Raw genomic sequence first — 11,947 nt, 5'->3', positions numbered from 1 at the left:
GAAATTTTCCATTGGTTTCTGTGCGATCGCGCAACTAAAAGTATGTTATGGATTATATCGTTCAGCCTTGAGATTAACAGAACCAGAGAGGAGATTGTTCTATGGAAGGAATGAATTACCGTGAAGTAGTCCAAACAATTCTTAAAAGTCATGCCCCAAATCGGTCACATAGCCAGACAGAAGTCCAACTGATATTTGATACGGAACGCGATCGCTATCAAGTTCTTAATATTGGTTGGCAAGATTTAACACGAGTATTTGGTTGTATCATCTACGTGGAAATTAAAGATGGCAAAATTTGGATTGAACGGGATGGTACAGAAATCGGAGTTGCTAACGAATTAGTAGAAGCTGGAGTTCCCAAGCTAGATATAGTTTTGGCGTTTAAAGCTCCCTATAAACGGAAATTTACTGAGTTTGCTGTCAGTTGAAAATGGGAGCGCTCGCATTTAGTCATTTTGATAAATATCGCTCTTTAATCTCCTCATAGACATTCGCCACCGATACATCAGAATTTATGTTTTTTAGCTCAGTAATTGTTCCTTCAAACCCCGACATTCTTTGACTAGAGGGATGCCTAATTCTGTGGCGATGGATAAAGCGAGATTGCAAGACTCAATAGCTAGAGGGAGGTTGCCTAAATCCGCTTGGAAGCTCGCCAAATTGTAAAAAATTAGAGCCTCAGAGCGACGATCGCCAATTTGTATAAAAATTTCGTATGCTCTCAAAAATTTTTTATGAGCCTCTAAATGATGACCAAGTTTAAATAGCGCATTTCCCCAATTAGTTAATGCTATCCCTATGCCCTGTAAATCGCCTATTTTTTCTGCAATTATGAAATGTTGCTCAGTATAATTAATGGCTATATCGTATTTTTCTAGGGCGAAGTATATAGTCCCTAAATTACCCAATGTTCTTGCAATACTTTCTTGATTGTTTGTTTCTGTAGAAATAACAAAACATTTTTCATAGCAACTAATCGCTAGATCGTACTCTTTTATAGCAAGGTAAGTGTTACCCATACTGCCATGAACTTTCCCAGCACCTAAACTATAGCCTATCTTCAACATTATGGATAAACTTTTCTTATAATAAGAAATAGCTTGGTCATAGTTTCCTAAGTAATGATATACCATACCCAGACCAAAGAAGCAAACAGCATCACTGGCTGGGTCTAATTTTCCTAATAGTCTACTGTATAAATCAATTACTTCACGATAGTAGCCCCAAGTTACTAGCGGATTGTGTAATTCTGTATCACTAGGTGTATCAAGGTGCATCTCAATGATTTTGCTAGCTCTTTCCCAGTCTTCCACTTCGCAGAGATGGTGAAATGCTTCCAAATATCCCTTCACTTTCTCTAAATTAGTAGCATCTTGCTTCGGCTTGTAATCCGTAAGCCACTGTACAACTGCTCTGTAATGAAGACGCTGTTCGCGAGATGGAAAATCGACACGGAGATTATTAGGATTAATACCTAACTGTTCCAAAAGCAAATTACTAGATGGTGTCAAGTTATTTGTCATGGTTAATTCCTCTAATTAATTCAGCTTTCTGGTAGCATTAATCGGTGAGCGATCGCTACATTACGAATCAAATTATGTTGTCCCACCAATCGATTATCTTCATTGTCAATTCCTCCATCTTCAACCAAATACCGTTCGCGCAGAGTTTGCATTGCAGCTTTTTGCCGCTCTTCACCGTAACCCTCATCTTCTAAATTTATCAGCCACCACTTTTCTTTGACTTCGCAGCGATAAATTGAAGCCATACAAAGCAAAACATAGGCATCATACACATCATTTTTTAACCGCTTAAATGTCCGCTCAATCCGTTCCTTAACTTTCCTTCGCAAGACCTTCGTGTATGATGCTAACTGCCACCTATTCTCATCTCCTTTCACTATTCCTTGGTTACCAGCTTCGTAAATAGCTTCTTTTACCTCTTCAATATAATGACTGTTCTCTTTCCAGTAAGCGCTGACTTTCCCCCCATAAGACTCTTTAATTTCTCCAGCAATTGTCCGCAAAGCTAAAGGATGCCCGTCATAAACTTCACCAATCACTCGCAGGGGACTATGTGGTAATTCTAAATTGCCATCTAGTTCAGCTTTTTGAAATAACGCCACTTGTTCGGGTATTTCTAAACCTTTCAAAAGTTGGCAATACCAGAGATTTTTGTAGCGATCGCATTCTGTCTCAAACCTAGTTGGCAAATCTTGAGATGTAAGAATGAAACGACTTTGACAAGATGGTTCTGCCAAGAAACTGACAAAAAACTTACCCCACCACTCATCAGCAAAATCACCCCAGCCATCCTCTTCATTTCCTGTCAATAGATACTCAAGAGAATCCATAAGGATTAAATAGCAATTTTCGCACAAGCGTTTGACTAACTGCCGTAACAGTTGCTCTGGCTTTCGCTCCTCCTTTGGAACATTTACCCCCCACTTTTCCAGCCATTGCAGCGCAACACTGGCAAAATCTGAAGCTTTATTCTCATCTTCAAAATTGTCCCTGCGTTCTCTCCAATCTCCCCGCAATTCCTCTACTATTCGTTCGGCTAAAGCAGTTTTACCGATACCTGTAATCCCAACCAATAGCAAGACACGACAGGAAGAATTTACACGCTCGCTCAACTTGTGAATCAGATTTTCTCGCCCAACCCACTCATCGTTATAGACGCTAAACTCCATATATGATGAACTTGGCTGGGTTGGCGTATTATCAACAATCTCTTCCCATTTCTCTATCCCAACAGCTTTACAGATAGCTGCAAAGTTTTCTTGACGAATCGCCTCCTTTCGCCAAAATCGTTGCAGAGTTGAACGCGAAACGCTTCCTTTGGGAGTAACTTCAAGTAGTTTGTTAGCAGTATCAATCCAAATAGGTGAGTCTTTATTCCATCCTTTCCTTTTCCTAGCTTTGTCAATCCTTTCTAGTCCTAATTTAGATGCTGGAAGAGAATTTGCCATGCTTATCACGACTTTACTGTTTACTAGCTTCAATTTTGACTCAGTTTTTCCAGTATTACCACAAATGAAGCAAAAGTCAGGCTGTGTAACCCCTTCAGCTCAGTCATTCTAAAAGAGTGGAAAGCAAAGTTGGCCAACAAGCTTCTCCTTAAACCAAACCACAAACAGGAGAAAGACCATGCAAGAAGGTCAAATCGATCCGATTGTCCGCACAAGCGAACCGACGATCGCTATACCAACCGACATCCAACCAACTATACCGCCGCAGTATTGGGGTACTGAAACTGGACTCATTTTAGCAATCGCTATCTTAATCCGCTCTGTTGCCTCGCTGATTCAGGTACTAACCCCACTGATGTTACAGCTACGACAAAGGTCAGGTTCTTCTAAGAAGTAATACCTGCTGGCAATAAGCGCAAGCTGCATCCTCCACACAGAGGGTGCAACTTTTTGTAAGAAGAAACAACATCACAATTGTTACTGAGGGCTACAAAAAGCTTTATATTTTAACCCTTCTATTTCCTCTTATTCCCTCTTATTTCCTAATATCTCCTACTTGTCCCTCAAAAATCCTAAATTTTCCTCCAAATTTCACAAAATTTAATTAAGTTAAATTAACTTTTGCTGCTTTTTAATTGATTTTTTGTACTCCGACACCTCTTAAATCCTCGTAATTAGTGCGCTAGTCGCATAGCAAGCCATGTCAAATAGACGTTATAGGGGGGTAAAAACGAGTAAATCGCCCAAATCGTCCATTTGTCAGAATTTGTGCCAAAGGCAACAACATATCTTCGCTTCAGCACAAGTGGCTGACGAATACTTCTCCTCTGGCTACCGCCAGTCAACAAGGCGATCGCTTACCCTTAAAATCGACTAAATGCCACAAAAACACTACGCGGCGACTGAAATATCGCATCCAACCCATGCAATCGCCCCTGAACCGAATGCGATCGCCCTGCCTGACTATTGGGTGCAACCCGATTTCAAATTTGGGGATGCAGTGACAGACAATGAAGAATCTTATATCGTCATAGGTTTGGCAATGGACACAGACTTGGACATTTGGAAGTACCTGTGTCGCAGCCGAGATAACACAGAACACTTCTTCTGGGAACATCAACTCAGACTTGCTTAAACTTCCAGCACTAAATATTAAGACTGTGTTGAGCGACGGCGATCGCAAACCAGAAACCGTCCTCAACAACAAAGCACGATTGACTGTAAACCATGCTCAACAATGATGCAATTTACAGGCTTAAAACAAAAGCTACAAGCAATCCAGACAACAGTATCCACCCTCGAATCAGCCATCTGGATGATAAAAAATGCTCTAGTAGCTTCTCACTAATGCGACTTGTGACCGAACAAAACATAAACCGAAAGAAACAGGCTCATCTCCAACAGAATTGCTGACAATTGAATCAATGAAAGCAATGGATGAATCACCGCTCAAACCTAATTCCTTGCTGTTCAACTTAGCCTTAATAAACCATTAGTTAGCCCTAGAGAATTGATGTGCTTACAACTGCAACTCTCCCCAAAAACCAACTTTCCAAACCAAACGGAAAAACTGAAGTCGTCCGAGTACGTCTAACCACCTTTGAAAAGGCAGATTTAGTGAAACGTGCCGCAGAAGCAGGTGAAAAAAGCCTGTCAGACTACTTGCGTAAACGCGCTTTTAGCCTTAACCCCACAGTCCCCCCTATCAATGAAGGAACTTGTGCCCAACTGCGAAAAATGAGCACGCACATTTGCCAAATGACCAGGGGTGTAGAGACAGCAGTAAAAGCAGGACAGTTACCAAAACAAAACCTAGAAGTTCTGCAAGAATTCAGCCGAATGCTAGGCGAATATCACCAAGAACTAAGAGGGAAAATCAGAACAGAACTTTTGAGCGAAACCCGCGAACAAACACCCAATCAAACAATCGTGCAACTAGCCAATAGTCCTGTTTGACAATCTAAAGCACTGCTGAAAGTTCAATATCGAACCTAACGGTCGCATCTAATTTCCTCGTAGGAGGTGAGAAAAAATGGCTGCCAAACTCTCAACTAAGCCCAACTCCAAAAGACAATTTTCTGCCCCAAAGCGTACTTGGTCTGTCCTAACAGCCACAGATCCCAAACACGTCAAAAAACTAGAACACATTCAGGAAACCCTCGATGCTGCCATAGAAACAATCCAAGAAGAAGGCGGCATTGAGGACTGGGAAGAGTTCAAAAACTTCGTTGAATCCTTCAACAAACGACCCGACAGAATCAATGAATCTGGCAATCACAAAGCTAGTGTCAGCATGGATTTAGTTACTGAAGGAAAAGAAGGTGAAGTGTCTGGCTTTGTTTTCTATTTAACTAAAGACCCCAGCCAAAGAACCAGCGGTGTCTATTTAGTTAAAAATTTGAAACAAGCTGACGTTGAAACCAAAGACAATAACAATTACTATACTCCATCCCAAATTATGGACTTAATCGGGCTGGATGCCAGTGATGAATTAGAGGAGGACAGCATTTCCGAAGAATTTGATGAAGAACTAGATGATGAATTGGAGGATGATTTAAGCGATCTAGAAGAAGATGCAGACATTCCCAGCCACAATACGCAAACTCGCAAGTCATCGCAGTCCAAACGGCAGCTAGGAAAGTCAGTAGCTTCTAAAAATGCTACCAGCAGAACGCAAAAAAAGGAGGAAGAAGATAATATTGAAGAACTACTTTCTGATGATGAGGATGCTCCTATCCCCAATGGTGTATTGGGCAATATAGCTAAAAATCGCAGCGTTCAAAATCAGAATGATACCGGACAAATCAAGCAAAAAGTGGCTGAACAGCCCGAAGCCAAATATCCTTTACTCGACACCCTTGAAACTGTTCTAAAAGAAACCGAACGCCAAGGAGCAAGTGTCGCTTCTATGGGAAGCGAAATTAACGGATTAACCGTAAGTGGCTTAACCGTTCAAACTGCCTCTTTAATGGGTCTACTTGGAGCAAAGAGTATTGGGGAGCTAATTGATTACATTGAACAAGCGAGGGAAAAGGAACAGGCAGAAAAACTCGAAAAAATTCTCGAACAAATTGACTCATTAAACGATCGCGCCGACCGAGTTGCGACTCGTGCTAAACACGCTGATGTCATTTCCGGCATAGAGGCGATAGATACACGCACTGAAAAACTTGCTGAACGGGCTAAGCAGGTATTAGAACCGCCTGCTGCAACTGAACCAGAGGAATTGGAAACGAGCAAGCCTCAGAGAAGCGATCGCGACATTGAAGCCAAGCTCACCGAGAAAGTTAAAATCAACAATCCCGAAACCAAGGCAGCTCAAATTGGCGAAAGAATTGGCGATCTAGAGAGCAAGCTCAACCCAAACTCCCAAAAATCTAGACCTCTACAGCTCGATAAAGATACCAGCATCAGCGAACAGTTAGACCAAATTCAAGACTATTTAAGCAACCTCTCAAAGAGGTTGGATCGCCTTGAAAGTATCGTTGACAAACTGGAACATAAAATGACCGTTCAGATGCCTGTTGAATCAGAATTTAATCCTAATTCACAAGTGCCAGAAACTCGTCAAAAAGTTCAGCCCACAGTTACTGCACCTAACAGTATCGACAAGGAGGAAAGCGAACCAGAGGATCTTCTTAGTAAAATGGTAGCTCAAACAAAAGTACAGCAGCAGCGAGAAACTATAGCAGATTGCTTAGTCAATTATGCTTTCGCTACGGGGCAGCCTCCCCGATCGGGAATTGCTTTTGATGGTGGCGGCAGCTTGTATGTAACTGGTGAAAATAACGAAGTTAAAGTTGCCGTCAAAGGCAGCGATAATACCGAAATTTTTTCCGGAACCAAGAATGGCGAACGCTGGAAATTTGAGCCGGCTCGGGACAAGCTAACTCCAGAAGAAAGAGAAGCCATTTTCAAATTGCCTCAGTCGGAAGAAGAGTACAACAAACTAGCAACTGCCCAGGCTTTAGTTGAAAAGTTTCAGGACACCTTCCCCAAACGCTTTAGCGGGGAAAAAGATCCAGTGTTTCCTTGGAAAGAATCGCGTCGCGAAGACGGCACGACCGGGGCAATCAAATACGAATTTGAAATCCTGGATCTGCCGGACGGGTCAAAACAACTGATCGGAACTGACCCCCGCCAAGGTGACGCACAAGTGTTCGATGCCGTTCTGGTCAAAGGAAAGCCGCCAGACGTTCGACAGTGCCACATTGCTGTTGAAGAAATGGAGGGTGTAGTCGGCTCCCCAGAGCCACAAAAAACCCAATCTAGAGATTCTCACGCATCTAAAGACTACAACTATACCTCGCCAGAACGCAAAGAACGATCGCGAGAAGACAGCAACGAATTGCAAGCATAAACTACTTTGAGGACAAATCCAATGCAAAACGATTACTTACACAACAACTACCGCTCTCATGGCGATCGCACTAGCGTTGCTAACCAAAGCATTATCCACAAACGCCGCAGCCATTTTAGCAAATTCATGCGTAAATTCAAACTCAATAACGCCGATTTAGCCTTCATTGCAATTTGCCTAATTGCAGCCATTTATCTAACTCTTGTCCAGCCCTTATTTGTCAGCGTATTTAGCTGTGCATCTCTGGTGTTCTTCGGACTGTGGCAAATTGCCCGCAGCATTCCCATCCTCGAAAAACTGCTGGGCAGCAAAATTCGCTTCTGGCACTTAGCCGTTGCTGTCATCACAGTAACAATGTTCCTGAATAACTTTCAGACCCCAGCCCAAGCCGTTTTTCTAAGCGGTCTCCAAGCATTTATGACCAATCTAGCAACGGAAGCTGGAGCCGCCGGAGGAGGAACAGCCATTGACGAATCAACCATCGCTTTAATTTTCAATGCCATTCGAGGCGTATTTCTCTTATTAGTAGCCGCCGCAGCTTTATTCGCTTACAACCAAGCGCAGCAAGGCAACGATTGGCGGCCAATTGTCACCCAAATTGCCCTCGCCTTCGGCATTGTAATTGCCATAGACGTTGTTACCTTCTTATTCGTCGGCGACGGTAGCGGTACAACAGCTCGTTTTGCCCCCAACCTGCCACCGCTGGGAGTAATTACAACTTTGACCTTTTAGAACTAAAAAAAAGGAGTCACCAATGGCTTTACGAGATCCAGAAAAAGACTTTATCAGAGTCAATAAAATCCTGGGCAAACAAGCAAGTATCGGGTTCATCCCTGCCAATCAAATTCTACCTTGGTGCTTCTTAACCGCCATTGCATACACCTTAACAATGGGTCTATTTAGCCTGGGATTGGGTTGGTTCTTCACTGTCTCGCTTTGGCTGATTGTAAGCTGGTGGCTCCTCACAGGAAATCAACCCCACCTCTTTACTGACAAATTCCGCAAGCCCCCCGGAGATGAGTGGTGTAGCGGCGACAGCTTCTATATTTCTCCCATCTCTTCCCTGCGCCCTCCTAGCATCCAAGGCAAACCTTACGATTCACAAATCCGCATCAAATTGAAACCCAAAATTGTACCCAATCAATATGGGGGAAGGAGCAAATTTATGCCTTTCCAAAATGAAATCAACCTCTGTTGTTTGGTGGAAATTGAAAAAGATGGCAGGCAAGTGTCTGGGATGCTCCTCAATAACGGAACTAGCTACCAACTGGTATTTGGATTCCGCCTCCGAGGGCTTCACAACCTACTGTTTAGGAACGAAGTGTCGGCATTTGCAGCTTCTCTTGAAGAAGGAATGAAAGACATCCCACCCAGTGAAAAAATCACTTTCTGCACCGGTTGTTACAGCAGTGATGCTGCGAGGCAAAAAGAATTAGAACAACTAGCTGACACCGCTGAACTCCAACCCGTATCTGTACTGCTCCGAAATGAACAGCGCCGCCTCCAACAACAAACTAATCAAGGCACTAGACAAGTATGGGAGCAAATTGCTTTCTGTACTTGGACTGCCGATAACGAAGGCGAAACCATCTCCAGGGATTTCATTGGCAAAGCCATTGATGGAGTCAAAAAATTGTGCGATTCCATTGTGGAAACCATTGCAGGTAACACCCGAATTTACAGAGAGCAATTTTACACCAAGCTGCTTCTCAACTCTTTTGAACAAGGATTCCTCCGCTGGGAAATTCTCCTGAATACCAAAATGGGGCTAGAAATTAGTCCCATGAATTCATCAGAACTCTGGGAGTGGCTGTGGCTACGATTTAACAGCAGTAAACCACCGCAAATCCCACAAATTGTTAAACTTGAAGAAACCCATTCTGGCTATCAACTCAGCGAAATTAAGACAACTGACAAACACATTTGTACAGTTTTAATTGAAGGAACGAATGGCATATCCTCCTGCCCCGAACACCGCAAGACCAACAACCGCGTCTATCTCACCGGAAAGGGAAAAGAATGCGCTGTTCTGACAATGTATGACGCGCCCGCAGGCTGGATTAATACCCGCCAGCAATTGAAATGGATTTGGGAGGTGATGTCCTCAAGCTACGTCCGCGATACAGAAGCTTGGATAGAAATTAGCGCCGGAAATTCCCTTGTAATTAATGATAACTTAGCCCGACAAGCGAAAGGAGCAAAAGCCGCTAGTAGCAGAGCGATAACTAAAGGGCAAGGGCGGGATATTGGCGCTGAAATTAAACAGGAAGAATCTTTTGATGCCCAGCGCCGACTTTACCAAGGAGCCGTACCCCTAAATGCAGCCGTTGCCTTTTTAGTGTACCGAAACACAGCGGAAGAATTGAGCCAAGCCTGCAATGTACTCTCTAATAGTTTTGGAACTGCGAAAGTCATCCGCGAGCGGAACGTTGCCTGGGATATTTGGCTGCAATGCCTGCCCATTACTTGGAAATGGTTGCTGCATAGCGGTTCATTTTTGAGCGAACGCCGCCTCACCCTCGACACTGAAACTGCTGCTGGAATTCTGCCGCTAACAGTTCCCCGCGACTTGGATAGAAAAGGAGTTGAATTTATCACCCATCGAGGCGGAAAGCCAATTTTTATTGACTTGTTCTACAGCCAAATTAGCCGCGCTTTAATTACTGGCGAATCAGGTTCAGGCAAAAGCGTTTTGGGGTGGCGTTTTACTCTTGAAGCCTTAGCTAATAACATCCCTGTTGTCGGGATGGACATCAGCAGCGGGGGTAACAGTACCTTCAAAACCGCGATCGAACTTTTGGGCGACCAAGGCGCATATTACGACATCAGTCAAGGATCTAGCAATTTAGTAGAACCGCCAGACCTCCGCAAGTTCGACAAAGCTGAAAGAGAGCGGCGGATGGAATCTTGGAAAGAATTTATCCGCAAAGCTGTGGTGGCGATCGCCATGGGCAAAATTCACAACCCCCACCTAGCGCAGCGGGTAGATTCAATTATCCTGCGAATGCTCGATATGTACCTCAGAGATCCCGAAATCATCGCTCGGTACAACAAAGCATTTGAAAAAGGTTGGCGATCCCCAGAATGGCAGCAAATGCCAACTTTGCAAGACTTGTTGAGGTTTTGCAGCAAAGAAAGGCTCAACCTCAAATCGTTTGAAGAACTGGATAGGCTAGCCATCAATCAAATCCTCAGCCAAGGAAATGCTTTGCTAACATCCCGCTTAGGAAAAGCCATCGGTCAGCCCAGCACATTTTCCCCTGAACCGGCTGTTAAATTCTTCGCCCTATCGGGACTTTCTAACGAACAAGATGCCTATTTAATGGCAATTAACGCCCATGCTGCTTGCATTCGCAACGCTCTTTCTCACCCCAAAAGCTTATTTATTGGAGATGAATTGAGCGTGCTGCTTAAAAAAGATGGTTTTGCATCAGTTGTCGGCGAACTTTGCGCCACTGGCAGAAAAGATGGCATAGCCGTCTTGCTATTAAGCCAAGATTTTGATGCTATCTGCGAATGTTCCGCAGGAGCACAAATTCTGCAAAATATGGTCTACCGAATTACCGGCAGAATCACCAATTCTGGAGTAGCAGCCGCTCACAAATATTTAGGGTACGACCCGCAAATTATCAGTTCCAATGCCACAGAATCTTTTCTACCCAGAGCTGCTGACCTCTACTCCTGCTGGCTAATTGAGAAAGGAGGAAGATTTTGGCGATCGCGATTCTACCCCGGAGAGATGATGTTGGCATCAATTGCTAACAATCAAAATGAAAAAGAAGCCCGAGATCGCATCATGGCTCAATATCCTCCTACTCTCAAAGGGCAGCTTCAAGGGCTAAAGCATTTCACCCAAGAATACATTGCAGCGGTGAAAGAAGGAAAAGGCTTCGACCACATTGGTCAAAATTTAGAAATTGCCACCATAGCTGCCTATGCTCAGCCAAAAGTAGCATCCGACGTTCGCAGTAACAAGTCTCAAGTTTTTGCAAAAATCCCCAAATAACTGCCATGAAATATCAACTTCAATTAATGCAGCAACCTGCTACAAAACTAGCAGCAGTTTCCCTGTTAGCCAGTTGGGAATTAATCGTTCAACTCAGGCCAAGTTTAGCTCAAACAACTCCTCCTTTCGTACCCGGTACACAAGAAACGACCGTGAAAACTCCAGCCCCAAGCGTTTTCGTACCCGGTACACAAGAAGCGACTGTGAAATCTCCAGCCCAAAACATTTTCCTGCCAAGTACACAAGAAACGACCGTGAAAACTTCAGCCCCAACTGCGGGAAGTTTCTTAGCTCCCATTGCAGATGTTTTCAAACAAGTCAACGATTTTATCGGCGACATCCAAGGGTTCGTGCAAAACGAGCTATTTGGCTCCTTAAACGAACTTCTTTCCTCCTCTCTCGGAGCTATCCAAATTCCTGATGTGAGCCAAGTCAGCAGCCAAATTATTAAAGCTCCAACATCCCAGACAGAAGGAACAAAACTATCAGATTTACTCGAAACTAAATCGAGCAAATTAGACGGCAAAGGTTCATATAAGTGCGATTCGTTCAGTCGAAACCGAGAAATCGGGGGATGACTGGCTTCTACAGGGTAATCCATCAGGAT

At 43.7% G+C, this 11,947-nt stretch carries 10 protein-coding genes; 8 read left to right on the top strand and 2 right to left on the bottom strand.

Translation table 11 applies throughout. From position 1 onward, the window contains the following. The first annotated feature begins 101 nt into the window (after window positions 1-101). Window positions 102-431 (top strand): XisI protein, encoded by a 330-nt coding sequence (locus QUA56_RS31970; protein WP_333366608.1) that lies wholly within the window; start codon window positions 102-104, stop codon window positions 429-431. Between the two features lie 93 nt (window positions 432-524). Here the strand turns inward: QUA56_RS31970 and QUA56_RS31965 are convergent, their stop codons facing one another. Both QUA56_RS31965 and QUA56_RS31960 read right to left on the bottom strand, forming a co-directional pair. Next, window positions 525-1,526: a tetratricopeptide repeat protein gene (locus QUA56_RS31965; protein ID WP_333294516.1), complete on the bottom strand. Its 1,002-nt coding sequence runs from the start codon at window positions 1,524-1,526 to the stop codon at window positions 525-527. Window positions 1,527-1,546: 20 nt separating this feature from the next. Next, window positions 1,547-2,974: an ATP-binding protein gene (locus QUA56_RS31960; RefSeq protein ID WP_333294514.1), complete on the bottom strand. Its 1,428-nt coding sequence runs from the start codon at window positions 2,972-2,974 to the stop codon at window positions 1,547-1,549. A 178-nt stretch (window positions 2,975-3,152) separates the two neighbouring features. On the opposite strand from QUA56_RS31960, the gene QUA56_RS31955 reads away from it, so the two are divergent. The 7 genes from QUA56_RS31955 to QUA56_RS31925 all read left to right on the top strand — a co-directional run bounded on the left by QUA56_RS31955 (window position 3,153) and on the right by QUA56_RS31925 (window position 11,918). Beyond that, the gene (locus tag QUA56_RS31955; RefSeq protein ID WP_333366605.1) at window positions 3,153-3,371 is read left to right on the top strand and encodes a hypothetical protein; all 219 of its coding nucleotides are present in this window, start codon (window positions 3,153-3,155) and stop codon (window positions 3,369-3,371) included. 480 nt (window positions 3,372-3,851) lie between these two features. Then, entirely contained in the window at window positions 3,852-4,109 is a 258-nt protein-coding gene (locus tag QUA56_RS31950; RefSeq protein WP_333366602.1) for a hypothetical protein, read from the top strand. A gap of 380 nt (window positions 4,110-4,489) precedes the next feature. Continuing rightward, window positions 4,490-4,930 carry a plasmid mobilization protein gene (locus tag QUA56_RS31945; RefSeq protein ID WP_333366599.1) on the top strand — a complete coding sequence of 147 codons (441 nt, stop codon included), beginning with the start codon at window positions 4,490-4,492 and terminating at the stop codon, window positions 4,928-4,930. A 76-nt stretch (window positions 4,931-5,006) separates the two neighbouring features. Further along, the gene (locus QUA56_RS31940) at window positions 5,007-7,334 is read left to right on the top strand and encodes a hypothetical protein (RefSeq protein ID WP_333366596.1); all 2,328 of its coding nucleotides are present in this window, start codon (window positions 5,007-5,009) and stop codon (window positions 7,332-7,334) included. Window positions 7,335-7,355: 21 nt separating this feature from the next. Further along, a complete protein-coding gene (locus tag QUA56_RS31935) occupies window positions 7,356-8,066 on the top strand; it encodes a hypothetical protein (protein ID WP_333323241.1) in 711 nt (236 codons plus the stop codon). Window positions 8,067-8,088: 22 nt separating this feature from the next. After that, the gene (locus QUA56_RS31930; protein WP_333366593.1) at window positions 8,089-11,340 is read left to right on the top strand and encodes a hypothetical protein; all 3,252 of its coding nucleotides are present in this window, start codon (window positions 8,089-8,091) and stop codon (window positions 11,338-11,340) included. A gap of 5 nt (window positions 11,341-11,345) precedes the next feature. Then, window positions 11,346-11,918, top strand: a complete 573-nt coding sequence (locus tag QUA56_RS31925) for a hypothetical protein (protein WP_333366592.1) — start codon at window positions 11,346-11,348, stop codon at window positions 11,916-11,918. Window positions 11,919-11,947: the final 29 nt, after the last annotated feature.

The sequence above is a fragment of the Microcoleus sp. N3A4 genome, assembly GCF_036701805.1.
Taxonomy (GTDB): domain Bacteria; phylum Cyanobacteriota; class Cyanobacteriia; order Cyanobacteriales; family Microcoleaceae; genus Microcoleus.
The sequence above is the reverse complement of the archived record's forward strand: the minus strand, read 5'-3'. Positions and strand labels throughout refer to the sequence as shown.

Excerpts from the sequence above, each read along its gene's own strand:
- QUA56_RS31970 (WP_333366608.1), top strand. The coding sequence starts at position 102 with ATGGAAGGAATGAATTACCGTGAAGTAGTCCAAACAATTCTTAAAAGT.
- QUA56_RS31925 (WP_333366592.1), top strand. The coding sequence starts at position 11,346 with ATGAAATATCAACTTCAATTAATGCAGCAACCTGCTACAAAACTAGCA.
- QUA56_RS31965 (WP_333294516.1), bottom strand. The coding sequence starts at position 1,526 with ATGACAAATAACTTGACACCATCTAGTAATTTGCTTTTGGAACAGTTA.
- QUA56_RS31955 (WP_333366605.1), top strand. The coding sequence starts at position 3,153 with ATGCAAGAAGGTCAAATCGATCCGATTGTCCGCACAAGCGAACCGACG.
- QUA56_RS31935 (WP_333323241.1), top strand. The coding sequence starts at position 7,356 with ATGCAAAACGATTACTTACACAACAACTACCGCTCTCATGGCGATCGC.
- QUA56_RS31950 (WP_333366602.1), top strand. The coding sequence starts at position 3,852 with ATGCCACAAAAACACTACGCGGCGACTGAAATATCGCATCCAACCCAT.
- QUA56_RS31940 (WP_333366596.1), top strand. The coding sequence starts at position 5,007 with ATGGCTGCCAAACTCTCAACTAAGCCCAACTCCAAAAGACAATTTTCT.
- QUA56_RS31930 (WP_333366593.1), top strand. The coding sequence starts at position 8,089 with ATGGCTTTACGAGATCCAGAAAAAGACTTTATCAGAGTCAATAAAATC.
- QUA56_RS31960 (WP_333294514.1), bottom strand. The coding sequence starts at position 2,974 with ATGGCAAATTCTCTTCCAGCATCTAAATTAGGACTAGAAAGGATTGAC.